Below are 22627 nucleotides of genomic sequence, written 5' to 3' on the forward strand. Positions count from 1 at the left end.
AGCACAGGATGGGCTATACAGGCGGGATGCAAACGCCCATCACCATTCTCGCCATCGCCGGCAGCCTGCGCGCCGCCTCGCTGAACACCTCCCTGCTGCGCGCCATCGCCCAGCTTGCCCCAGCGCCATTCGACATTCGCATCTATCAGGGACTCGGCGACCTGCCGTTGTTCAATCCCGACCTCGACGCCGACAGCCTGCCGGCCGTGACGGGCTTGCGCAACGCCATCCTGGCGGCCGACGTGCTGCTGCTCGCCAGCCCCGAATACGCGCACGGTGTGAGCGGCCCCATGAAGAACGCGCTGGACTGGATGGTGGGAAATGAGTCGTTCATCGACAAGCCGCTGGTGCTGCTGAACGCCTCGCCGCGCGCCATGCATGCGCAGGCGGCGTTGCGCGAAACGGTAAGCACCATGTCGGCGCGCCTGATCGACGAAGCCTGCATCAGCCTGCCCCTGCTGGGGTCGGGTCTCGATGCGGAAGGCATCGCCGCGGACCCGGCATTGCGCCGGGCCCTGCTCGATATGCTGCAGTGCATCAGGTCATTTTCATGACCATCTGCACGTTTTACTATCAATTCATCTAGTTTTACTACGTACTTCTACGGATCGCTCAATGCGGAATCATGCCCGTGAACACGTACGCCTGCAGCATGGTGATGATGCCGATGATGACGGCAAACAGCAGACTGTGCTTCAAGGTAAAGCGGAACAGGTCCGATTCCTTGCCCACCAGGCCAGTCGCGGCGCAGGCGACGGCGATCGACTGGGGCGAGATCATCTTGCCCGTCACGCCGCCCGTCGTATTGGCCGCCACCAGCAAGGTGTCGGACACGCCGATCTGGTGCGCCGTCGTGTTTTGCAGGGAGCAGAACAAGGCGTTCGACGACGTATCGGACCCCGTCAGGAACACGCCCAGCCAGCCCAGGAACGGCGAGAAGAACGGGAAGGCGGCGCCGCTGCCGGCCAGCAGCAGGGCCAGAGTGGACGACATGCCAGAATAGTTGGCCACGAAGGCAAACGCCAGCACCAGGCCGATCGACAGCACGGGACGGCGCAATTCCACGAGCGTTTCCACGAAGGCCTTGATGCCATCGCGCGGCTTCATGCGCAGCATCCACATCGACAGCACGGCCGTCAGCAAGATCGCCGTGCCCACGGCCGACAGCAGGTCAAGCTTGAAGACGGCGTCATACGCTTTCGGCTCCGCCACGATGGGCATCGTCTTGATCACCAGTTTATCGAGGTAAGGCACGTGGATCTTGACGACCAGGCTGGATAACGCGCCGCCGGCGGCGAACAGGGACTTGAAGCCGGGCAGGCTCCAGACGGTGACGATGGCTGTCAGCAGGCCGAACGGCGCCCAGGCGCGCGCCGTCTGCGCCAGCGTGTAGGGCGAGGCAGCGCGGCTGCCGCTGCCGCGCAAGTCCGCATTGCCTGCCCCGCCGCCAAAACCGGACAGCGCGGCGGCGCCGCCGCCGACGGCGTTGACCACCTTGGCATTCTTCGGCTGCCACACTTTCAGGAACAGGGTCAACGACACCAGGCTGACGAGGGCCGAGGTGATGTCCGGCAGCTCCGGCCCGATATGGTTCGACGTGAAATACTGGGTGACGGCAAAGCTGGCGCCCGTCACCAGGGCGGCCGGCCACACTTCGCGCACGCCGCGCACGCCATCCATCATGAAGACCAGCCAGAAAGGCACGGCCAGCGACAGCAGCGGCAACTGGCGGCCCGCCATGGCGCCGATCAGGAACGGGTCGATGCCCGTCACCTGGCCCGCCACGATGATGGGGATGCCCATGGCGCCAAAGGCCACGGGCGCCGTATTGGCGATCAGGCACAGGCCCGCCGCATACAGCGGGTTGAAGCCAAGGCCCACCAGCAGCGCCGAGGTAATCGCCACAGGCGCGCCGAAACCGGCCGCCCCTTCCAGGAAGGCGCCGAAGGCAAAGCCGATCAACAGCACCTGCAGGCGCTGGTCGTCCGTGACCGACAGCACCGAGGCGCGGATGATCTCGATCTGCCCCGTCTTCACGACGATCTTGTACAGGAAGACGGCCGTGACGATGATCCAGGCGATGGGCCACAAACCATACGCAAAACCATAGCCGGCCGCCGCCAGCGCCTGCGGCACGGGCATGCCGTACGCAAAAATCGCCACGACCAGCGCCAGCGCCAGGGTGACGGCGGCCGCCACGTGGCCCTTGATGCGCAGCGCGGCCAGGGCGATGAAGAAGAAAATGATGGGAACGGCTGCCGCCAGGGACGACAGCCACAGGCTGCCGAGCGGTGTATAAAGTTGGGTCCAGGTTTGCATGTCGGGTCTCCTCCGGTGGATGCGGGTTGATTGAAAAAACGGCTTTTGATGTAATTGTGTGTAGCGTGTTTTTTGCGGTGCTTCGGTGCTGCCGGGCCGGGCTACTCTTCCTGACCGCGCGCATTGAGCAGGTCGGCCAGGCTGCGCGGCGCCGGCGTCAACGGCTTGCGGTGCTGCGTCCAGCCCAGTTGCTTGCCCGGCGTCAGTGCGCGCAGCCGCGTGGCGGCCCAGCGGAACAGGCGATAGCTGATTGGGCGCGCGAAGGCGCCACTCCAGAAACGCCAGACCAGGCTTTCGCCGCGGCTGAACTTGGCGCCCTGGCCGCGCAACGGATGGCTGACTTCCTCGTTCGGATTGCGATTCGCCTCCGTGCGCAGGCGCACCAGCAATTGCGGGATCGGGATGCGCACGGGGCACACTTCGCCGCAGGCGCCGCACAGGCTCGACGCGGTGGCCAGGTCGGCCGTCGCAGCCAGTCCCAGCAAGTGGGGCGAGATGATCTTGCCGATCGGCCCCGGATACGTGGTGCCGTAGGCGTGGCCGCCGATGCGCGTGTAGACGGGGCAATGATTCATGCAGGCGCCGCAGCGTATGCATTGCAGGGTGGCGCGCAGCTGCTCGTCGGCGTAGGCCTGGCTGCGGCCGTTGTCGAGCAAGACCAGGTGCACTTCGCGCGGCCCATCCTGTTCACCGGCGCGGCGCGGGCCGGAAATCAGGTTGAAATACGTGGTGATGGCCTGCCCCGTGGCCGAACGCGTCAAGAGGCTGGCCAGCGGCACGATATGTTCGAGCTTGGCCACCACCTTTTCCATGCCCATGATGGCGATGTGCACGTCCGGCACGGATGTCGTCAGCCGGCCATTGCCCTCGTTTTCCACCAGCCACAGGGTGCCCGTGTCGGCCGCCGCGAAGTTCACGCCCGACAAGCCGATGTCAGCTTCGACGAAGGCCTGGCGCAGCGCGCGCCGCCCCGTCTGGATCAGGCTGTCGACGTCTTCCGTGTAGGGCGCGTCGGGAATGTGCTCGGCGAACAGGCCGGCGATATCGGCCTTGGTCTTGTGAATCGCAGGCATGACGATGTGCGACGGTTTTTCGCCGGCCAGCTGCACGATGTACTCGCCCATGTCCGACTCCAGGCAGGTCATGCCGCGCGCTTCCAGGTAGTGATTGAGCTCGATTTCCTCGCTGGCCATCGACTTGCCCTTGATGAAGCGCGCCGCCTTGGCCTTTTGCGCGATGGCGTGGATGATGGCGTTGGCCTGCTCGCCATCCTCGGCCCAGTGCACCTGCACGCCGGCCGCCGTCAGCTTGTCTTCCAGCTGCACCAGCAAGTCGGGCAGGCGCGCCAGCGCGTGCCGGCGCACGGCTTCGCCAAGGTCGCGCAGGCGTTCCAGCTCGTCGCCGTCGGGGAACTGCGCCGTGCGCTTGTCCTGCAAAAAATCCATGGCGCCGCGAAAGCTCTGGCGCAGCTTCGGGTCGTCCAGCGCGGCGCGGGCGCGCGCATGGAAATCCGCCGGCTTGACGAATTGCAGTGGCTTGGCGTTCATGGCTGGCCTCCTTCACGGGCTGGCAAGTCATCGACGATCAGCACCCACAGCCAACGCGGGCCATGCGCGCCATAGGCGAGGGTTTGCTGGATATCGGACGTTTTCGAGGGACCCGACACCAGCACCAAGTTCGATGGCATACCGTCCGCCCAGCGCTCGGCGCGCGCCGTCGCATGCAAGTCCGCATGCAGGGTGCTCGCATACACGAGGCAAATGTGCAGCGGCGGCGCCAGCGACACCGTGCGCGGCGTGGCCGCGTCGGGCGCGATGACCAGCGTGCCCGTGGCGGCGATGCCGGAACGGGCGACAGTAAAACCCGCGTCGACGGTGTCGAACAATTCGCCCTTCCACTGCACCAGCGGACGGTCAAAAGACAGCGCCTCGACGCCGTCCGGCAAGGCAGCCTGCAAGGCCAGCCCTTCCCTGCTATCGGCATCCATCAGCAGGCGGCGCACGCCATGCGCACCGAGGCGCTGCGCCAGCAGGGCGGGCCAGGCATCGCCGCGCACGCAATCGACTTCCGCATGCGCGGCCTGCAGGGCGGCCTGCAGGGCGGCGATCCGGCCCCGTGGCGACAGCGGCGCTTGTGCGTGACGCGCCAGGTAGTGCTGGTCGATGGCCGTATCGATGACGTCCACCTCCTCGGGCATGGACGGCGCCGCGGCGCGCAGGCGTCCCAGCATGCGTTCGCGGGCAGTCAGGGCGGCGCTCATGCTTCGCCTCCCGTGCGGCGCCACAAAAAGCTGGCCAGGTGTTCGACGGGCAGCGGCGCGCCCTGGTGTTGCGCGGCATGGCCGATATTGAGCAGGCAGCCGCAATCGGCCGAGACGAGCCGGTCGCAGCCCGTGGCGCAGGCCGAGGCGATCTTGTCGCTGACCATGGCGCCGGAAATATCCGGGTGCTTCAGTGAAAACGTGCCGCCGAAGCCGCAGCATTCCGATTCGCGCTGGTGTTCGATGCGCGTCACGCCGGGCAAGGCGTCGACCAGTGCCACGCCGTGCACCCGCGCGCCCATTTCGCGGCGCGCGCCGCACGAGGTGTGCAGCACCACGCTTTCCTGCGCCTGCCCTGCGCCTGCCAGACCGGCCACATCGAGTTGCAGCACGCAGACGAGAAATTCGCTCAGTTCATACACGCGTTCGGCAAGTTCGGCCGCCTTGGGGCCGGCGACGGGGTCGTCCTGGAACAGTTGCGGCCAGTGGTGGCGCATCATGCCGGCGCAGGAGCCGGACGGCACGATCACGGGCCAGGGCTGCGCGAACAGGTCGAGCTGGGCGCGGGCCACGGCGCGCGCCTGTTCCGGGTTGCCGCTGCTGTAGGCGGGCTGGCCGCAGCAGCTCTGGCCGCGCGGATAGTGCACCAGCAAGCCTTCCCGCTCCAGCAGGCGCACCGCGTCGAGCCCCGCCTGCGGCACGAACAGGTCAACCAGGCAGGTGGCGAACAGGTACACCTGGAGCGGTGCGGGTGGATAGCGGCGTGGCTGGCGCGGATCTGGCTGCATGAGTGTGTCTCCCCGGCGCTCTGTGTGTTGCTGCGGCGCCGCTGTGTGTTGTTAAGAATGACTGGTTCACGCATAATTCCAGCTTCCGCAAGCCACTTCAAATTGCTCGGACCACTTTAAAACAACACCGGAAGACATCGATGGCGACAGGCATGCAAACACGGGGCAGGGTCGAGATGGTGATGCGCCGGCTGGAAACCGCCCTGCTGGACGGCAGCTTGCCGGCGGGCGCGCAGTTGCCGGCCGAACGCCTGCTGGCGCAGCAATATGCCGTCTCGCGCAACACCGTGCGCGAAGCGGTGCAGCGGCTGGCGGCGCGGGGCCTGGTGCGCAGCCGGCGCGGCGCGGGCGTGTTCGTGACGGATCAGCTGCGCACGGGCATGGCTTCGCCGTGGAGCCAGCTCGTGGCCGACCACCCCGCCCTGCGCGACGACATCCTGGAATTTCGCCGCGTGCTGGAAGGGGCGACGGCCTACTTTGCGGCGCAGCGGGCCAGCGTGGACGAGCGCGCGCAAATCATGGCCCTGCTGGCCGAACTGGAACAGGCGCGCGCCAGCGACGACAAGCACGGCGAGGCGCAGGCCGATGCGCGCCTGCATGAAGTTATCGCGCAAGCGTCGCACAACACCATGTTCCTGCACTTGCACACCAGCATCATCGGCATGCTGCGCGAACACATCACCATCAATGGCACGGGCTTGCGCCAGCAGGACGAGGCGACTTCGCTGCAACTGCTGTCGCAGCACCGCACGCTGTGCGAGGCCATCTGCGCCAGCCAGCCCGAAGAAGCGCGCACGGCCATGCAAGGCCACATCGATTTCGTGCGCACGCGCGTCACCAGCGACGAATAAGGGTCACTGGTAGGACCAATCTGATATGCAGCATGGTGGGGCAACGCGTCGTGGCTTGTCGCAGGGCCGGGCAAGAATGGGGTCCCGATTCGCTATCCGACAGGTTTCCATGCATTTGCATCACGCAATTGACGATATCCGCAAGCCGGCGCCGCTTCCCTTGCTGGCGCTGCATGCCGGCGCCAGCGCCGCCTTTGCCGCCGCGCTGCTGCCGCCCGCCGGCTGGCCGCTGGCCCTGGCGTGCTGCCTGCTCATCCTGGCCATGCTGCTGCGAACCGTGCGCGCACCTGCCGCACAGCCTGGCCGCGCCGCCTCCGGCACCGCGCTGCTGGCGCTGGACCTGCTCGTGTTCCTGCTCTGCTATGCCTTGCGCGAGACCGACGCCGATTGGCATGCGACCGCCTTTTGCATCCTGCTCGCCGCACCCTATGCCGGCATCACGCGGCACCTGCTGGGCGGCGCCGGCCTAGCCATCGCGGCGAGCCTGGCCTGGCTGGGCCTGCAGGATGACGTTCAGGCCGGCAATGCCGCCACCTTGCTGCTGCTCAACCTGACCGGCCTCTGCGCCAGCCATGGCCAGCAGCGCCAGCACCGCGCGCACGCCCTGCAACACGCCGTCCTCGCGGAACAGGCCGTGCGCGACCACCTGACCGGCTGCTACAACCGCCGCTACCTCGACGAGCACTTGCTGGGCGCCGAACTGGCGCGTTCACAACGCCATGGCCTGTGCCTGACGGCCATCCTGTGCGATCTCGACCACTTCAAGCGCATCAACGACGCCCACGGCCACGCCGCAGGCGATGCCGTGCTGCGCACCTTTGCCGGCCTGCTCGGCAACGCCACGCGCCGCGGCATCGACAGCGTGGTGCGCCACGGCGGCGAGGAGTTCCTGCTGATCCTGCCCGAAACGGACCTGGCTGGCGGCATGCGCCTGGCCGAACGCCTGCGCGACGGCCTGGCGCAGCACATCGGGACGACGGCCAGCTTCGGCGTCGCCTCCCTCGCGTGTGCGCCCGGCAGCCGGGCGCCCGGCGCCGCCGCCCTGGTCGCTGCTGCCGACCGCCTGCTGTACCAGGCCAAGCACGCGGGGCGCAATTGCGTCAGGGCAGCCAGGCTGGATACCCTGTAATTGCCATCGAATCAATGTTACCATTCGTTAACTTGTGTACTTATCAGTACACATCCTGCCACTGAATAGAACGGAATCATCATGTCTGCACCCGCGCCCCGCCCCTCCACCATCATGCGCCAATGGCAAATGCTGCGCCTGATACCGCAGGCGCCACGCACCATCACCGTCGCCCAATTGCACGACAAGCTCAAGGCCATCGATTTCGCCATCGGCGTGCGCACGATCCAGCGCGACTTGCTGGACCTGGCCGAGATTTTCCCGCTGACCAATCCCGCCGACAGCAAGCCGTTTGGCTGGTGCTGGATGGAAAATGCGGCGCGCATGGACATGCCTGGCCTGTCGACGCCTGCCGCACTGACCCTGGCCCTGATGGAACAGCACATGCGCCATGCGTTGCCGCCATCCACCCTGGACAGCATGCAGCCATATTTCAGCGCGGCACGCCAGACCCTGAACGCGGCCAGCGAGCGTGCCAACGCGTCCGCTTGGCTGAGCAAGATACGCGTCATCGCCCCCATGCAGCGGCTGCTGGCGCCCGACATCGACGAAGCTTGCCAGCGCACCGTGTATGAAGCGCTGATGCAGAACCGCCAGCTCAAGCTGAGCTACAAGAAGCGCGACAATGACAACCTCGTCAGCTATGACGCCGTCCATCCGCTGGCCATCGTGCAGCGGGGCCAGTTGCTCTACCTGGTCTGCCTGTTCGCCGACTACCACGACGTGCGCACCCTGGTCCTGCACCGCGTGCAACAGGCGGAAATGCTCTTCCTTGCCGCGCGCGCGCAGCCAGGCTTCGACATCGATGCGTATATCGCCTCCGGCGCCATGGGCATCCGCGAGGGCGAACCGTTGCAGCTTGAAGCCGTGTTTGCCCGCCGCAGCGGCGAGCACCTGTACGAGACGCCGCTGAGCGCGGACCAGCAATTGCAGGAACGCGCCGACGGTTCGCTGCACCTGACCGCCACCGTGCCCAGCACGCGCGAACTGCAATGGTGGCTGCTGGGCCTGGGCGATGGCGTGGAAGTGCTGGCGCCCGCCGCGCTGCGCGAACAGATGAGAAGCACCATCGCCAGCATGGCCAGCCGCTACGCTGCCTGACGATGGCCCCCGGCGGCGGCGAAAACTGCTACCATCGCGCGCCGCCACTCCTTTCGTCCGCCCATGACCGTCCTTAGCCACACTCATCCGCTGGTACAGCAGCTGGAAAACGACTTGCTGCCCCTGTTTCGCGCCGCCCTGCCGTCACTGGCGGCCGCCGCGCCGCAGGTACTCGCTTCCGTCTTCGCCTTTTCCAGCGGCACGGCGAGCGCCTTCCAGGATTATCATTTCGGCATTTCCTGCCTGCTCGCGGACGTGCCCGAGGATGCGCCGGAAGAAGTCGCGCTGCTGGTCAGCGTCACGGGACTCGACGCCGGCGCCCGGCTCAGCGCACAGGTCGTCTGGGGCCAGCCCTCGGGCCGGGTGGAAATGCAGGCCGAGCTGCAGACTGACAGCCTGCAAGCCTTGCATGCGGCCCTGCCAGGCTTGCTGGCCAGCTTGCAACAGGCCGCCAGCCGGGGCAGGCCGGAAATGTGACAGGAGCATGAAAAAGTGCCAGGAAACAACAACTTACGATTTCCGTAGCGCAACTTTATTGACTTCCACTAGCCCTAGCCCCTATCCTTTCAGTTACGTTTGGTGAGAATGTGTGCATGTTCAAGCGAGCATGCAAGCGGCCTCGCCTTGCCTTCACAAAAGTCCATTCCGCATTTTTATTGCAACCATCAGGGCAACGCGCCTGGACGGCCGCTGCCGGCAAATACGGAGCTGACTGCCATGCCATCGGACCACCATTTCCCCGGATCATCCTTGCTGGGCTGCGCCTTCCTGCTGGCGGCCGCCCTGCCCGTGCAAGCCCAGACCACGGACGGCACTGGCGCCACCTTCAGCGCCAATGCCAGCCTCACTTCGCAATACATTTCGCGCGGCTTCCGCCAGACCTGGGGCAAGCCGGCCCTGCAGGCGGGCGCCGACTACGCGCACCCGAGCGGCTGGTCGCTGGGCACCTGGGCTTCCACCGTCAGCGACCGCTATATCGAGGATGCAAGCGTCGAATGGGACCTGTACGGCGGCTACGGCGGCACGGCGGGCGAGCTGGGCTACAGCGTGCTCGCGTATTACTACAAGTATCCGGGCGCCGTGTACCGCGCCACAGGCGTCAGGTACGACTATGGCGAACTGTCGCTGGGCCTGACCTACCGCATGCTGTACGCCAAATACAACCATACCGTCACGCGCGACTTCTTCGGCATCACGCATGCGCGCGGCACGGGTTACCTGGACGTGGGCGCGAATGCCGACTTGGGCAATGCCTGGACCTTGAACCTGCACGCCGGCAATGGCCGCGTGGCGGGCACGGGCAATGCCATGTGGAACTGGCGCGATGCCAAGGTGGGCGTCACGCGGGCCTTCGACGGCGGCTGGAGCCTGAGTGGCGCCGTGACGCGCGCCTGGGGCGCCACCGACGCCTACGACCATTACACGCTGGGCATCCCGAATGCGGCCGGCCAGTTCGACACCTCGAACCCGGCCGCGACCACCTTCGTGGTGGCCGTCAGCAAGACTTTCTAGGCGCGCTACCCGCGACGCCCGAGACACCTATACCCCTCCCCATCAAGGAACAGCCTCATGCAACTATCACTGAACAGTAAAATCTGCGTCGCCGCCACCGCGCTCGCCATCCTCAGCCTCGGCGTCACGGCGGCCGTGATCGGCTACAAGAGCAGCGCCAGCGCCGAGGCGGCTGCTTTGGAACTGGCGCGCACGTCGGCACGCGAAGTGGCCGGCGCCCTGCAGGCGCGCATCGCCAGCAACCTGTCGAGCGTTTCCAGTCTGGCCGGCGCCATGCGCGGCACCAAGGGCGCGAATTTGCCCCTGCAGCGCGACCAGATCAATGAACTGACCAAGGCGACGTTGACCAGCTCGGAAGACTTGCTGGGCTCGGCCGTGACGTGGGAGCCGAACGCACTCGACGGCAAGGATGCGGAGTTTGCCAACCAGAAACCGAACTACGACGCCAGCGGCCGCTTCATGCCCTACTGGACACGGGGCGCCGGCGGCAAGCTGCAAGTCGAACCCATCGTCTTCGACCCGAAAGCGGGCGCCAACGACTGGTACGACGTGCCCAAGCGCACCGGCAAGACCTACTTTACGGAACCGTATATCTATCCCGTCGACGGCAAGGATGTGCTGATGGCTTCGCTGGTGGCGCCCATCATGATCGACGGCAGCTTCAAGGGTACGGCCAGCGCCGACTTCATGCTCACGCGCCTGGCGAAAATCCTCGCCGACCTGAAAGTGATCGAGGGCGGCAAGCTGGCCCTGATCTCGAACGGCGGCCTGTACGCCAGCCACCCCGAGCCTGCACGGCTGGGCAAGAAGGCGGACGACGTGCCCGCCGCCGGCCTGGAAAAGGTGCGCCAGGGCCAGGCGTATGAATACGAGGACGACAAGGGCTACATCCACTTGCTGCAGCCGCTGCAGATCCACCCCGACATCGCGCCGTGGAGCGTGGAACTGAATTTCCCGAAAAGCGTGGCCACCGCCTCGGCGCGCGACCTGATGGTCTACACGCTGATCGTTGCCCTGCTGTGCGCGGCAGCCACGGCTGGCATTTTGATTCTCGTCGTCAACCAGCTGACGCGCCCCCTGCGCACCCTGGGCCGCACCATGACGGACCTGTCCAGCGGCGACGCCGACCTGCGCGTCAAGCTGGAAGTCAAGGGCACCGATGAGCTGGCCGTCATCGGCAAGGGTTTCAACGCCTTCGTGGAAAAGATCCACGCCGTGCTGCTGCAAGTGCAAGCCAGTGCCGACAACGTGGCGCGCGCCAGCGCGGAAATTGCGCAAGGCAATAACGACCTGTCGGCCCGCACGGAACAGCAAGCCAGCTCGCTGGAAGAGACGGCCGCCTCCGTGGAAGAACTGACGGGCACCGTCAAGGAAAATGCCGACCATGCGCGCCAGGCGAATCAACTGGCTGCTTCCGCATCGAGTGTGGCACAGAAGAGCGGCGAAGTGGTCGGCAAAGTCATAGAAACCATGACGTCGATCAATGACTCGTCGAACAAGATCGTCGACATCATCAGCGTCATCGACGGCATCGCCTTCCAGACGAATATCCTGGCGCTGAACGCGGCCGTGGAAGCGGCGCGCGCGGGCGAACAGGGCCGCGGTTTTGCCGTCGTCGCCACGGAAGTGCGCAACCTGGCGCAGCGCTCCGCCGCGGCGGCCAAGGAAATCAAGCTGCTGATCGACGATTCCGTGGGCAAGGTGGCCGCCGGAAGCAAGCTCGTCGATGAAGCAGGCGCCACCATGGAACAGGTGGTCGACAGCGTGCGCAAGGTCACCGCCATCATGGCCGACATCAGCGTCGCCACCACCGAGCAAAGCGACGGCATTGCGCAGGTCAACCAGGCGCTGGCGCAGATGGATGGCGTGACGCAGCAAAACGCGGCCCTCGTCGAGGAAGCGGCAGCGGCCGCCGAAAGCCTGCAAGACCAGGCCAGCCATCTGGCCGAGGTGGTCAGCGTGTTCAAGCTGGGCGAGCAGGCGCGCCAGGCAGCGCCCACAGCAACACCGGCGGCACCAGCGGCGCCGCGCGCCGTGACGCCCAAGACAGCCGCGCCAGCCAAACGCCTGAATGTTGCCAAGCCGCAAGCGGCACAGCATGCGCCAGCCAAGGCGCCGGCAGGCGATGACTGGGAAGAGTTTTAAGCCGGCCATTTCCGGCTGCGGCCGGCGCCAGATTCAGGCGCCGGCACGAATTTTATAAACGGCCATATCAATACCTGCCTCGCGCCGGATTCGGCGCGGCACCCGCCTGTTTCTCCTCGACGCCATTGAATGGCCGCACCTGAGATTACCTTCCTTTATTTCCCGCCACGTCAGCACCAGGAAAATGGTCAACCGCTCCTGCCGGAATTTATCCGATGACCATTTTCAATGCAGGCATTGCGGCCAATTTCAGATTCCAGAAAAATAAGATACGCATGTACTTTATAATATCGCCGCGTATACGGCACGCTTCCAGCCGGTTGAAGATTTACAGGAATCACGGATGAAAAAAGTATTGGCTTTATTAATGGTATCGGGCACAGTGGTATTGACTGGTTGCGGTGGTGGCGGAAACAGTAGCGCTAATGGTAATGCTAACGGTAGTGCTAACGGCAATGTAGACGTAGCGGTCCCGCCAGTGGTGGTAGCGCCCCCGCCAGTGGTGGTCGCACCTCCGCCTCCTCCCGCACTGGCCGCCTATGTTGGCACCTGGACACCCGCGTGTAACGACTCTTTCCGCCAGCGCCTCGTCGTCGCCCTCAAGAACGATGGCAGCGGCGCCCTGGAAATATCGACCTACGATGAAACCTTCAGCACTGCCGATTGCAGCGGCCCCGTGCAATTTACGGAAACCACGAGTGAAAAGATTACCGCGACGCCGGATGGCGCAGGCAATATCCAGCTCAAACTGACGGCGGACAGCCCTGCCACGGACATCCGCATCGACAAGGTCGTATCGTCGCTGCCAGCCCACACCGTCCAGATTACGGGCCCGGCCGTCACCACGGTGCTGGTCGATGGCAAACCCAATTGGCGCATCACCGATGGCAGTGGCGACACCACGGACATCCCGGATACCGGCGTACAACAGGCAGTAAGTGGCAACGGCGGCTTTTATTTGCGCGGTAACGAATTGTTTACCGTGATGCAGAAAGACGGTGCTTATGTGCTCGATATGCACTATGTAAAACAATAAATCAGTCAGTAATCAGCCAATAATCAGCCATTGCGTCGCGTGAGCGGCGCAATGCGCACCAGTTACACCACATCCTCCCTTCATTCCCGCAAACCATTTCAGCGGATTGCCGCGACATGATCCAAATCAAGTCAGCGATAGATTCGGTGAGAATTCCTTCCTATTAATAATCCTATAATCAGGCCGCGTTGACGGCACGCACCGCTGCCGGATAAAAAGGACTCTGAATGAAAAAATTATTGGCAGTATTGGTCGGCTCGGCCGCGGCACTCCTGACCGGCTGCGGCGGCGGTGGCGGCGGTTCGGCGCAGCAGCTTGCCGGCGATTCCGGTTCCACCTCGCCACTGGCCGCATATCTCGGCACGTGGCAATCGGCGTGCGACGATCACGACCGTCAAGTGCTCGTCATCGCGCTCAAGAGCGACGGCAGCGGTTCGCTGGAACTGACGCCGACCGGCGAAACCTACTTCAAGGCCGATTGCACCGGCCCCGTGGTCGCGACGGACGGCATGAGCGCGAAAATCACCGGCAAGCCGGACGGTACAGCCGACATGCCGATCAAGCTGGCGGAAAATGCCGCGGCAACGAACTTGCGCGTCGACAAGTTCACCTCGTCGGTGCCGGCCTATACCTTCCAGCGCAGCGGCGCCACCGTGCAATATGTATTGCGCGATGGCAAACAGCAATGGTGCGTCAACGTGGATAATGGCGAATCGTGCATGTGGGATGAAGGCATGCTGCCGGCGCCGAGCGTCCCCGGCGGCCTGTCCTTGCACGGCAACGACCTGTACTCGGTGGTGCTGGACCCGAAAAAGGGCGTGTATGTCCTGGACGTGCACTACGTGAAAAAATAAGCGCGTGATCAGCTGCGGGGCCACCCGGCCCTGCAGTTGCCACGGCGCATCTTCTCGCCCGCCGCTTCATGGACTCGCAAGCGTGAACGGGAGTCTGTGTAAAATCAAACAGACATTGCAAAAATAAAAAGCTATCCTGTAGAAAAACAGGAGCTTGCCATGTCACACCATGCCTTTCCCCTGCCCTCCCACGCTGCACTGGATGCCCTGCTGCAGCCCCAGGACAGCGCTTTCCACCCGATCGAAGGCTTGCGGCGCTTGCGCGACGCGGGACTGGACCAGCTGCCCCTGCCCGGCCACGGCGCCACCCTGCAGCGCTGGCAAATGCTGGCCGCCATCGCCGCCGTCGACCTCTCCCTGCTCAAGCTGTATGAAGGCCATACCGATGCGCTCGCCATCCTGGCGGAAATCGGCGGCTCCGCCGTGCCGGCCGGCAGCTGCTGGGGCGTCTGGTGCGCGGACCTGCCGGGCGCGCGCGTCCGCTTGCGGCAAACGGCCGAGGGCCGCCATGTGCTCGACGGACGCAAGGCCTGGTGTGCCGGGGCACAGGGCCTCAGCCATGCTTTGGTCAGCTTCTGGAACGACGCAGGCCAGGCTTGCCTGGCGTCGGTGCCCCTGTCGCAGCCCGGCGTGCACGTCACGGACGAAGGCTGGCAAGCCGTCGGCATGCATGCCTGCGCCAGCGTCGACGTGACTTTTTCTGCCGCGCGCGCCTTTTCCGTGGGCGCGCCGGGCGCCTATCTGCAGCGGCCCGGCTACTGGCATGGCAGCGCGGGCATCGCGGCCGCCTGGTATGGCGCGGCCTGCGCCGTCGCCAGCCACCTGCATGCGCGCGCGCAACACGCCGCCCCCGACCCCGTCCGCCTGGCGCAGCTGGGGCAAATCGATTGCGTCTTGCGCGCCACCGGCGCCCTGCTGCGCGAAGGCGCCGCCGAAATCGACCTGCACCCGCAACGCGACGCCATGGGACTGGCCCTGCGCCTGCGCCTGGCAACGGAAGATGCCGCCACCCTGGTCTTGCACCTGGCCACGCGGGCGCTGGGCGCAGCCCCCCTGTGCCGCGATGCCCGTTTCGCCCGCCTGGCTGCCGACCTGCCCGTGTTCCTGCGCCAGAGCCACGCGGAGCGCGACCAGGCCGTGCTGGGCGGCATCGTCGCCGGCGCAGAAGACCATCCTTGGTCGCTGTGACAAAAAAAATCGCCGGACCGGATGGACTCCGGGCCGGCGATCAGGATTAGCCTGAAGGCTGATTGATTACTTGAGCGGCATGGCGATACCGAACATCACCGACTGGGTACGTCCGCTATCGATGTTCAGATTGCTGTTGTAGTCCAGCGTGATGGTCATGCCGTTCGACAACAGCAGCTTGACGCCCAGGCCCGCCGTCCAGTTGCCCGTCTGCTGCGGCACCGTGCGGATCACGTACACGGGACCGTCAGCCACCAGGTCGGCATACGCCAGGCGCGCATCATCGGCACCCTGGAACTGGTGGCGGTACTCGAGCCGCGCACGCGGGAACCACGTGCCCAGGCCACCGACATAGATACCCTCGGCCCGCACGCCCAGCGCGCCGATGCGCGAACGCACCGTTTGCTTGAAGTAGCTCAGGGCGTTGATGCCCGCCGCCTTCTCCGTGTACGGATCGAGCTTGGCCGACATCAGTTCCACGCGGCCATACGGCGACCACATCCAGGTTTCCTGACGCATCTCGATACCGCCCACCAACGCGCCGAACACTTGCTTGCCGTCGCGTTCGCCCGTGGCGAAACCGCTGCCATCGGTCAAATAGCGCGACGCGTCGTATTGCAGGGTACCGTAGCCGAGCACGCCGTCAAGGAAGACGCCCTTGCTCGGACGCAGGCTGCCATACACGGCCGCCACGGCGCTATCGGCCGTGCTGCGGCTGCCGTTCTGGCCCACATCGCTGCGGTCATGGCTGAAACCGGCACCCACGCCCAGGGTCGCCAGGTCGCTCAAGCGGTAATCGCCGCCCACGCTCACGCCATTCGTGCGGAAGCGGAAGCCCGTGTCGCGGCCATTCACATAGTGCTGGCCGAAATCGACCGCGCCACCGAGCCACAGCGACAACGCCTGTTTCTGCGTGTCCGGCTTTTGCGGCATGTCCGGCAAGCCATTCGTTGCCTGGCTGACATCCGTGCCGCCCACCGCCTTATCGCTGCTGAAACCGGCATCGGGCTGGCGCAGGGACGCCTTGCGCATGAACGGTTTCACGGCCGTGCCGAACACGCGGTCCGCTTCCTGCTCTTGCCAGCGCGCCAGCGCCGCCGTCGGATTGCCGCTGTCGTTCGGCGGCGTCAGGCTCAGGCCAAAGTTCGACCGTCCCCAGCCATCGCCATGCAGGCTTTCCAGGCGCTGCGTGAAGTTCGACAGCTGCGCCGTGGCGAAACGCCGCGCCGCATCGGCTTGCGCCGCTTGCAAGCCGATCACTTCCGGATCGAGCGACGGATCGCGCCGCGCCGTCACGGTGACGTTGACCACGCCCGGCTTCGAGGTGGCAAAGGCATTGCTCAGGGTGTAGCTGACGACTGCCGCGCCGGCAAACTTGCCCGAAGCCGCAAAGCTCAGCTGGTACGACGGCTTGCCGGCCGTGCCCACGTCGCGCACCACCACCTTGCCCGCCTCGGCCGGCGCCACGCTCAGCACATTGGCCGCCGTGAACGGGCCGCCCGTGGCGCCCGCCGTCAGGTCGACCGTCACCGTCAGGCCGGCCACCACCGTGGCGCTCTGGCTGACCACCTGCGGCATCGGATTGACGCTGATGGTCGCTTTCACCGGCGCCGAGGTGCCGAACACGTTCGACACGGTGTAGCCGATGCTGATGTCGCCGCTGGTGTTGATGCCTGGCGTGTAGACGATGTCCATGCCATTGACGACTGCCGTGCCGCTGGCCGGCTGCGTGGTGATGGCCACCGCCGTGAACGGGCCGCCGGTGGCGCCCTGCGTCACCTGCAGGGTCACCGGCGTGCCGGCCAATACCGTCGCCGTCTTGGCGACAGGCACCGGCACCGGCTGCGGCGCCACCGTCACGCTGACCGTGGCCGGCGCGGAGGTGCCGCCTGGACCCGTCGCCGTGTAGCTGAAGCTGTCAGGACCGAAGTAGTTGGCATTCGGCACATACGTCACCTTGAAACTCGCACCGGCGACGGCGCGCGCCATGCGCGCCGAGGCACCGCTCGAGACCACCGTAACGCGCCCGTGCTGCGGCGGCGTGACGATGGTCACGTCCGTGATCGGGCTGCCATCCGTGGAAGCGATGGTCAGGCTCACTTCCTGGTTGGCCGAGGTGGTCGCCGTTTCATTGGGCACCGGCGGCGGCGCCTGGTTCACCTGCAGGGTCAGCGCTTGCTGCACCGTGAACTGGTGCGCGTCCTTCGCTTGCACCGTAAAACTGAAGCTGCCGAACGCGGTCGGGGTGCCGCTCAGCACGCCACTGGCGGCATCGAGCACCAGGCCCGCAGGCAAGGCCCCGCTGCTCACCGAATACGCGTACGGCGCGACGCCGCCGACTGCAGTGAACTGCTGGCTGTAGGCGTCACCGGCGCGTATCGCCGCCAGACTGCCCGGGGTCAGGTTCATGGTCGGTGCCGCCACGGTCACGGTATAGCTGTTGGTCGCGCTGAATGGCGCGCCCGTCCCCGTGCTGCTGTCGCTGGCGCGTACGCTGAAGGTGAAGCTGCCCGCCACGTTCGTCGTGCCGGACACCACGCCCGTGGCCGTATTCAGGCTCAAGCCGGCAGGCAGGCTGCCGCTGCTGACACTAAATGTGTACGGCGCCGTGCCTCCCGCCGCAGTCAGTGTTGTGCTGTACGATGCTTCCGCCGTTGGATTGGGCAGGCTGGCCGGCGTCAGGCTGACCGTGGCAGAAGAGACCACCAGGGTATAGTTACGCGTTCCGGTAAACAAATGTGCATCGGCCGCTTGCACGGTCAAGCTAAAGCTGCCGCCCGCCGTCGGCGTACCACTGAGCAAACCGTTGCTGTTCAGGGTGAGGCCGGCTGGCAGGCTGCCGCTCGACACTGTGTAGGCGTAAGGGCCGACACCACCGCTGGCCGACAACTGCTGGCTGTATGCAGTGGCGACGCTTGCCGCCGGCAAGGTGTTTGGCGTCACAGAAATCGTCGGCGAAGCAACGTTCACGGTATAGCTGTTGCTTGCGCTGAACGGCGCGCCCGTCCCCGTGCTGCTGTCGCTGGCGCGCAGACTGAAGGTGAAGCTGCCGGACACGTTCGTCGTGCCGGACAGCACGCCGGTGGCCGCATTCAGGCTCAGGCCGACCGGCAAGCTGCCGCTGCTGACACTATAAGTATACGGTGCCGTGCCGCCCGCTGCCGTCAGCGTTGCAGTGTAGGCCGCTTCCGCCGTCGGATTGGGCAAGGTGGCAGGCGTCAGGCTGACCGCCGCCGAGGAGATGACCAAGGTATAGCTTTGCGTGCCGGTAAACAGGTGCGCATCGGCTGCTTGCACGGTGAACGTGAAGCTGCCCGCCGCCGTTGGCGTACCACTGAGCAAACCGTTGCTATTCAGGGTAATTCCGGCTGGCAAGCTACCGCTCGATACCGTATAGGCATAGGGCCCGACGCCGCCGCTGGCCGTCATTTGCTGGCTGTACACGGTGGCCGCTGCCGCTGCCGGCAGCGTACCTGGCGCCACCGCGATCACCGGTGCGGCGATGGTCACGGTATAGCTGTTGGTCGCACCGAACGGTGCGCTCGCTCCCGTGCTGCTGTCCGTGGCCTTGAGGCTGAACGTAAAGCTACCTGCCAGGTTGGTCGTGCCGGACAATACACCGGTAGCCGTATTCAGGCTCAAGCCGGCAGGCAGGCTGCCGCTGCTGACACTATAAGTATACGGTGCCGTGCCGCCTGCGGCCGTCAGCGTTGCTGAGTAGGCTGCTTCCACCGTTGGATTGGCCAGCGTGGCCGGCGTCAGGCTGACGCTGGGCACGCCAACGGTGATCGTCACGGTGGCAAGCGCCGACGTGCCGCTGCCATTCGTGGCCGTATAGGTAAAGCTGTCAAGACCCGCATAGCCGGCCGTCGGCGTATAGCTGATGCTGGTGCCGCTGGCCGTCGCCGTGCCGTGCGCGGCGGCGGAGGCCACCGCCACCGACGTCGCCGCACCGCCGCTCAGGTTCAGGGGGATCGCAGTCGAGCCGCTGCCGAAGGCCAACGTGGCGCTGACGGCACTGGCGATGGGGGGAGCGATCGCCACCGTGACGGAGTAGGCGCGCGACCCCGTGTATGGAGCACCCGTGCCCGTACTGCTGTCGGTAGCCGTGACGGTAAAGTTGAATGGCCCCGCTGCCGTCGGCGTGCCCGACAAGGTGCCGTCCGGCGCCAGGCTCAGGCCCGTCGGCACGCTGCCGCCCGTGATGGTATAGCCATATGTGGCCGTGCCGCCGCTGGCGGCAAGGCTCTGGCTGTAGACGACGCCAGCCGTCATCGCCGGCATGACCGTCGGCGTGACAACGATCGTTGGCGCAGACACCGTCATCGTGTAGGCCAACGCTGCCACATACGGGCCAGTGCCCGTCGAACTGTCGGTGGCGCGCACGGTGAAGTTGAAGTTGCCACCCGCCGTCGGCGTGCCCGACAGCAAGCCAGTCGAGGCATTCAAGGTCAGGCCGGCCGGCAAGGTGCCGGAGCTGATCGCGTACCCGTACGGCGCGAAGCCGTTCGCGGCGGTCACACTCTGGCTGTAGGCCGCGCCCACGGTGGCTGCCGGCACGGTGCTTGGCGCAATCGTGATGGTGGGGCCGCCGACCGTGATCGTCACGGTAGCTGCAGTCGAAGTGCCGATGCCGTTGGTCGCGGTGTAGGTAAAGGTGTCCGGCCCGCCGTAGCCGGCCGTCGGCGTGTAGGTGATGCTGGTGCCGATGGCCGTCGCCGTGCCATGGCTGGCGGCAGACGCCACCGCCACCGACGTCGCCGCACCGCCACTCAGATTCAGCGTGATCGCAGTCGGGCCGCTGCCGAAGGCCGCCGTGGCGCTGACATTGCCGGCAACGGGCGCACCGGCCGCCACCGTGACGGAATAGGCGCGCGAACCCGTGTAAGGAGCACCCGTGCCCGTGCTGCTGTCCGTGGCCGTGACGGTAAAGTTGAATGGCCCCGCCGCCGTCGGCGTGCCCGACAGGGTGCCGTCCGCCGCCAGGCTCAGGCCCGTCGGCACGCTGCCGCCGGTGATGGCATAGCTGTACGTGGCCGTGCCGCCGGCGGCGCTGATGGACTGGCTGTAGGCAACGCCGGCCGTCATCGCCGGCATGACCGTCGGCGTGATGCTGATCGTTGGCGCATTGACCGTCATCGCGTAGGCGCGTGCACCGGAATACGGGCCGCTGCCCGTCGAACTGTCGGTGGCGCGCACGGTGAAGTTGAAGTTGCCACCCGCCGTCGGCGTGCCCGACAGCAAACCGGTGGCGGCATTCAAGGTCAGGCCGGCCGGCAAGGTGCCGGAGCTGATCGCGTACCCGTATGGCGCGAAGCCGTTCGAGGCGGTCACGCTCTGGCTGTAGGCCGCGCCCACGGTGGCTGCCGGCACGGTGCTAGGCAAAATCGTGATGGTGGGGCCGCCGACCGTGATCGTCACGGTAGCTGCAGTCGAAGTGCCGATGCCGTTGGTGGCCGTGTAAGTGAAACTGTCCGGCCCGCCGTAGCCGGCCGTCGGCGTGTAGGTGATGCTGGTGCCGATGGCCGTCGCCGTGCCATGGCTGGCGGCAGACGCCACCGCCACCGACGTCGCCGCACCGCCACTCAGGTTCAGCGTGATCGCAGTCGGGCCGCTGCCGAAGGCCACCGTGGCGCTGACATTGCCGGCAACGGGCGCACCGGCCGCCACCGTGACGGAATAGGCGTGCGAACCCGTGTAGGGGCCGCTGCCCGTGCTGCTGTCGGTGGCCGAGACGGTAAAGTTGAATGGCCCCGCTGCCGTCGGCGTGCCCGACAAGGTGCCGTCCGGCGCCAGGCTCAGGCCCGTCGGCACGCTGCCGCCCGTGATGGCATAGCTGTAGGTGGCCGTGCCGCCGCTGGCGGCAAGGCTCTGGCTGTAGGCGACGCCAGCCGTCATCGCCGGCATGACCGTCGGCGCAATGCTGATCGTCGGCGCATTGACCGTCATCGCGTAGGCGCGCGCGCCGGAATACGGGCCAGTGCCCGTCGAACTGTCGGTGGCGCGCACGGTGAAGTTGAAGGTGCCGCCCGCCGTCGGCGTGCCCGACAGCAAGCCAGTCGAGGCATTCAAGGTCAGGCCGGCCGGCAAGGTGCCGGAGCTGATCGCGTACCCGTACGGCGCGAAGCCGTTCGCGGCGGTCACGCTCTGGCTGTAGGCCGCGCCCACGGTGGCTGCCGGCACGGTGCTTGGCGCAATCGTGATGGTGGGGCCGCCGACCGTGATCGTCACGGTAGCGGCAGTCGAAGTGCCGATGCCGTTGGTGGCCGTGTAAGTGAAACTGTCCGGCCCGCCGTAGCCGGCCGTCGGCGTGTAGGTGATGCTGGTGCCGATGGCCGTCGCCGTGCCATGGCTGGCGGCAGACGCCACCGCCACCGACGTCGCCGCGCCGCCGCTCAGGTTCAGCGTGATCGCAGTCGGGCCGCTGCCGAAGGCCACCGGAGCGCTGACATTGCCAGCAACGGGCGCACCGGCCGCCACGGTGACGGAATAGGCGCGCGAACCCGTGTAAGGAGCACCCGTGCCCGTGCTGCTGTCCGTGGCCGTGACGGTAAAGTTGAATGGCCCCGCCGCCGTCGGCGTGCCCGACAAGGTGCCGTCCGGCGCCAGGCTCAGGCCCGTCGGCACGCTGCCGCCCGTGATGGTATAGCCATATGTGGCCGTGCCGCCGCTGGCGGCAAGGCTCTGGCTGTAGGCGACGCCAGCCGTCATCGCCGGCATGACCGTCGGCGCAATGCTGATCGTCGGCGCATTGACCGTCATCGCGTAGGCGCGTGCACCGGAATACGGGCCGCTGCCCGTCGAACTGTCGGTGGCGCGCACGGTGAAGTTGAAGGTGCCGCCCGCCGTCGGCGTGCCCGACAGCAACCCAGTCGAGGCATTCAAGGTCAGGCCGGCCGGCAAGGTGCCGGCGCTGATCGCGTACCCGTATGGCGCGAAGCCGTTCGAGGCGGTCACGCTCTGGCTGTAGGCCGCGCCCACGGTGGCTGCCGGCACGGTGCTAGGCGCAATCGTGATGGTGGGGCCGGCCACTGTGATCGTCACGGTGGCCGGCGCCGAGGTGCCGCTGCCGTTGGTGGCCGTATAAGTGAAGCTGTCCGGTCCGCCATAGCCTGCCGTCGGCGTGTAGGTGATGCTGGTGCCGCTGGCCGTCGCCGTGCCATGCGCGGCGGCGGAAGCCACCGCCACCGATGTCGCTGCCGCGCCGCCGCTCAGGTTCAGGGGGATCGCAGTCGGGCCGCTGCCGAAGGCCACCGTGGCGCTGACATTGCCGGCAACGGGCGTAGTGGGCAGTATCGTGACGTTATAAACGATGGGGTTCAGAGCATCGTCACCGACAGTAAAGGTATCAAAGGTGGCGTTATCGCTCGCTCTATTAACATAGTGCACGATATTCGTACTGACCGGATCCTGCATGATGTTGCCATGTATCGGCGGAATTTGT

15 protein-coding genes are annotated in these 22627 nt (G+C 66.1%); 10 read left to right on the forward strand and 5 right to left on the reverse strand.

The window, feature by feature from the left end; all coding sequences use genetic code 11:
* Positions 1–26 precede the first annotated feature (26 nt).
* The gene (locus O0881_RS08950) at positions 27–554 is read left to right on the forward strand and encodes an NADPH-dependent FMN reductase (RefSeq protein ID WP_289910954.1); all 528 of its coding nucleotides are present in this window, start codon (positions 27–29) and stop codon (positions 552–554) included.
* Positions 555–612: 58 nt separating this feature from the next.
* Here the strand turns inward: O0881_RS08950 and O0881_RS08955 are convergent, their stop codons facing one another.
* The 4 genes from O0881_RS08955 to O0881_RS08970 form a co-directional block, all read right to left on the reverse strand.
* Complete coding sequence (locus O0881_RS08955; RefSeq protein ID WP_289910955.1) at positions 613–2319, reverse strand: lactate permease LctP family transporter; 1707 nt, start codon at positions 2317–2319, stop codon at positions 613–615.
* A gap of 101 nt (positions 2320–2420) precedes the next feature.
* The gene (locus O0881_RS08960; protein ID WP_289910956.1) at positions 2421–3866 is read right to left on the reverse strand and encodes a LutB/LldF family L-lactate oxidation iron-sulfur protein; all 1446 of its coding nucleotides are present in this window, start codon (positions 3864–3866) and stop codon (positions 2421–2423) included.
* Complete coding sequence (locus O0881_RS08965) at positions 3863–4579, reverse strand: LUD domain-containing protein (RefSeq protein ID WP_289910958.1); 717 nt, start codon at positions 4577–4579, stop codon at positions 3863–3865. Before O0881_RS08965 ends, O0881_RS08960 begins: the two co-directional genes overlap by 4 nt.
* Positions 4576–5367 carry a (Fe-S)-binding protein gene (locus O0881_RS08970; RefSeq protein ID WP_289910961.1) on the reverse strand — a complete coding sequence of 264 codons (792 nt, stop codon included), beginning with the start codon at positions 5365–5367 and terminating at the stop codon, positions 4576–4578. Before O0881_RS08970 ends, O0881_RS08965 begins: the two co-directional genes overlap by 4 nt.
* Before the next feature lie 152 nt (positions 5368–5519).
* Between O0881_RS08970 and O0881_RS08975 the strand changes: the two genes are divergently transcribed.
* The 9 genes from O0881_RS08975 (at position 5520) to O0881_RS09015 (ending at position 15183) form a co-directional block, all read left to right on the forward strand.
* Positions 5520–6218: a FadR/GntR family transcriptional regulator gene (locus O0881_RS08975; protein ID WP_289910962.1), complete on the forward strand. Its 699-nt coding sequence runs from the start codon at positions 5520–5522 to the stop codon at positions 6216–6218.
* Positions 6219–6327: 109 nt separating this feature from the next.
* Positions 6328–7347, forward strand: a complete 1020-nt coding sequence (locus O0881_RS08980) for a GGDEF domain-containing protein (protein WP_289910964.1) — start codon at positions 6328–6330, stop codon at positions 7345–7347.
* A gap of 81 nt (positions 7348–7428) precedes the next feature.
* Complete coding sequence (locus O0881_RS08985) at positions 7429–8448, forward strand: WYL domain-containing protein (RefSeq protein ID WP_289910965.1); 1020 nt, start codon at positions 7429–7431, stop codon at positions 8446–8448.
* Between the two features lie 63 nt (positions 8449–8511).
* Positions 8512–8925 (forward strand): hypothetical protein, encoded by a 414-nt coding sequence (locus O0881_RS08990; protein WP_289910966.1) that lies wholly within the window; start codon positions 8512–8514, stop codon positions 8923–8925.
* 240 nt (positions 8926–9165) lie between these two features.
* Entirely contained in the window at positions 9166–9960 is a 795-nt protein-coding gene (locus O0881_RS08995) for a TorF family putative porin (protein ID WP_289910969.1), read from the forward strand.
* 57 nt (positions 9961–10017) lie between these two features.
* On the forward strand, positions 10018–12105 hold the full coding sequence (locus O0881_RS09000) for a methyl-accepting chemotaxis protein (RefSeq protein ID WP_289910970.1): 2088 nt from the start codon (positions 10018–10020) through the stop codon (positions 12103–12105).
* A gap of 343 nt (positions 12106–12448) precedes the next feature.
* The gene (locus O0881_RS09005) at positions 12449–13141 is read left to right on the forward strand and encodes a hypothetical protein (protein ID WP_289910971.1); all 693 of its coding nucleotides are present in this window, start codon (positions 12449–12451) and stop codon (positions 13139–13141) included.
* 227 nt (positions 13142–13368) lie between these two features.
* Positions 13369–13995, forward strand: coding sequence for a hypothetical protein (locus O0881_RS09010; protein WP_289910972.1), 627 nt, complete (start codon positions 13369–13371; stop codon positions 13993–13995).
* Positions 13996–14154: 159 nt separating this feature from the next.
* Positions 14155–15183 (forward strand): acyl-CoA dehydrogenase, encoded by a 1029-nt coding sequence (locus O0881_RS09015; RefSeq protein WP_289910973.1) that lies wholly within the window; start codon positions 14155–14157, stop codon positions 15181–15183.
* A gap of 66 nt (positions 15184–15249) precedes the next feature.
* On the opposite strand, the gene O0881_RS09020 is transcribed toward O0881_RS09015, so the two are convergent.
* Entirely contained in the window at positions 15250–22599 is a 7350-nt protein-coding gene (locus O0881_RS09020; protein WP_289910975.1) for a putative Ig domain-containing protein, read from the reverse strand.
* Positions 22600–22627 lie beyond the last annotated feature (28 nt).

Origin of the sequence: Janthinobacterium sp. SUN100 (assembly GCF_030397705.1) — a bacterium.
Lineage (GTDB): Bacteria > Pseudomonadota > Gammaproteobacteria > Burkholderiales > Burkholderiaceae_D > Janthinobacterium > Janthinobacterium kumbetense.

Bases quoted from the DNA above. Each gene is read 5' to 3' on its own strand.
- O0881_RS08950 (WP_289910954.1), top strand. From the start codon at position 27: ATGCAAACGCCCATCACCATTCTCGCCATCGCCGGCAGCCTGCGCGCC.
- O0881_RS08955 (WP_289910955.1), bottom strand. From the start codon at position 2,319: ATGCAAACCTGGACCCAACTTTATACACCGCTCGGCAGCCTGTGGCTG.
- O0881_RS08960 (WP_289910956.1), bottom strand. From the start codon at position 3,866: ATGAACGCCAAGCCACTGCAATTCGTCAAGCCGGCGGATTTCCATGCG.
- O0881_RS08965 (WP_289910958.1), bottom strand. From the start codon at position 4,579: ATGAGCGCCGCCCTGACTGCCCGCGAACGCATGCTGGGACGCCTGCGC.
- O0881_RS08970 (WP_289910961.1), bottom strand. From the start codon at position 5,367: ATGCAGCCAGATCCGCGCCAGCCACGCCGCTATCCACCCGCACCGCTC.
- O0881_RS08975 (WP_289910962.1), top strand. From the start codon at position 5,520: ATGCAAACACGGGGCAGGGTCGAGATGGTGATGCGCCGGCTGGAAACC.
- O0881_RS08980 (WP_289910964.1), top strand. From the start codon at position 6,328: ATGCATTTGCATCACGCAATTGACGATATCCGCAAGCCGGCGCCGCTT.
- O0881_RS08985 (WP_289910965.1), top strand. From the start codon at position 7,429: ATGTCTGCACCCGCGCCCCGCCCCTCCACCATCATGCGCCAATGGCAA.
- O0881_RS08990 (WP_289910966.1), top strand. From the start codon at position 8,512: ATGACCGTCCTTAGCCACACTCATCCGCTGGTACAGCAGCTGGAAAAC.
- O0881_RS08995 (WP_289910969.1), top strand. From the start codon at position 9,166: ATGCCATCGGACCACCATTTCCCCGGATCATCCTTGCTGGGCTGCGCC.
- O0881_RS09000 (WP_289910970.1), top strand. From the start codon at position 10,018: ATGCAACTATCACTGAACAGTAAAATCTGCGTCGCCGCCACCGCGCTC.
- O0881_RS09005 (WP_289910971.1), top strand. From the start codon at position 12,449: ATGAAAAAAGTATTGGCTTTATTAATGGTATCGGGCACAGTGGTATTG.
- O0881_RS09010 (WP_289910972.1), top strand. From the start codon at position 13,369: ATGAAAAAATTATTGGCAGTATTGGTCGGCTCGGCCGCGGCACTCCTG.
- O0881_RS09015 (WP_289910973.1), top strand. From the start codon at position 14,155: ATGTCACACCATGCCTTTCCCCTGCCCTCCCACGCTGCACTGGATGCC.
- O0881_RS09020 (WP_289910975.1), bottom strand. From the start codon at position 22,599: ATGCAGGATCCGGTCAGTACGAATATCGTGCACTATGTTAATAGAGCG.